The 1,367-nt window shown below is 39.4% G+C and carries 1 protein-coding gene; it reads left to right on the plus strand.

Annotated features, from left to right (window positions below; genetic code table 11):
• Positions 1 to 94: 94 nt before the first annotated feature.
• Complete coding sequence (locus DC53_RS01065) at positions 95 to 1,354, plus strand: IS4 family transposase (RefSeq protein ID WP_033032134.1); 1,260 nt, start codon at positions 95 to 97, stop codon at positions 1,352 to 1,354.
• Positions 1,355 to 1,367: the final 13 nt, after the last annotated feature.

Consider the following 1,367-nt stretch of genomic DNA (forward strand, 5'->3'; position numbering starts at 1 on the left):
ACTCATAGGTTGGATCTTAAGAAAACTTGAAGTTGAACTCTGTTAATGATCAAATAGTTACGCCAATAAAAACATGACTAAAAACAGAGTTCACATGCAGATTAACCAAGTTTCAAACCAATTAAAAGCCCTTATCTCAGAAAAACACCTCATTGAGCTTGCAAAAACCTCTGGATTTCAAGTTCGACACCGTTGCCTGTCGATCGTTTCTCTGCTCAAAGCCGTATTTAAAAGCTTATCTTGCCTGCAAGACGCTAACTTGTCAGATATCCATCAAAACTTGCGAACGCAGGCTGATTGCACGATAAGTTATAAACCCTTTCATAATCAAATTCGAAAACCAGCCTTGACTGAGCTTGTCCGTGAGCTCGTTATTCAAGCGATGTCTAAATTGACTGTAAACACGCTGGATAAAACCTTTTTTACCCAGCGAGGAATACAGCGAGTGTTATTGCAAGATGGTTCTTCATTTGCTCTACATGATGAATTAGCGCAGGTTTTTGCTGGTCGTTTTACTGCTGTAAGTCCTGCCGCGATTGAGTTGCACGTTACCTATGACCTATTTAATGAACAACCCTGCGAAATAGATATTCGTCCTGATGTTGAAACTGAGCGCGCCTTTTTACCAGGTAGCCACACACTTGAAGATACGTTATTACTTGCTGATGCTGGGTATTTTGACTTAGATTACTTTGAGCAAGTAGCTCAAGATGGCGGATATTTTTTGATCAGAGCAAATAAAAACATTAACCCAATCGTTACATCAGCTTATTGCGCGGGTATAGAACTTAAAGAAAAGAAAATTAAAATCAAAACGTTACTCGATAAATTCGCAAGCCAACCACTTGAATTAACAGTACGTTGGAAGAAAAATGGGCCCGAGTACAGGCTTATCTATTTACCGAATGAAAAGCGCCCCGTTTTCCTTGTTACTAATTTAAAAGAGGCACAGTTTAGCTTTGACGAACTACTCGATATATATGCAACTCGTTGGCAAATTGAGTTGTTTTTCAAAGAACTAAAGTCATGGAATAACCTTAAAGGGTTCATCACACGAGATCCTCATATTGCCGAATCATTGGTTTGGCTGAGCATACTGCAAACACTTATCAAGCGTTTTATCTGCCATAGTGCAGCGGGTATGTTTAAGTGTGCGATCTCGACATTTAGAGCGAGTAAGTGCAGTTATCTTTGGTTGGATGATATTCTGGATTGCATAGAACAAACACGGTGCAGCCATAAGATACATCGTGTATTTGAGCTACTAGCGGTAAATTGTAAGCGGCAAAGCATTGAGAAAAACAATGATATTTGCCGTTTTAAGATAGGAAGTCACACGGTCTGTGTTCCTTAAGAACTAAGCTATG

This window comes from Pseudoalteromonas fuliginea (genome assembly GCF_000690055.1).
Taxonomy (GTDB): Bacteria; Pseudomonadota; Gammaproteobacteria; order Enterobacterales; family Alteromonadaceae; genus Pseudoalteromonas; species Pseudoalteromonas fuliginea.

Excerpts from the sequence above, each read along its gene's own strand:
- DC53_RS01065 (WP_033032134.1), top strand. The coding sequence starts at position 95 with ATGCAGATTAACCAAGTTTCAAACCAATTAAAAGCCCTTATCTCAGAA.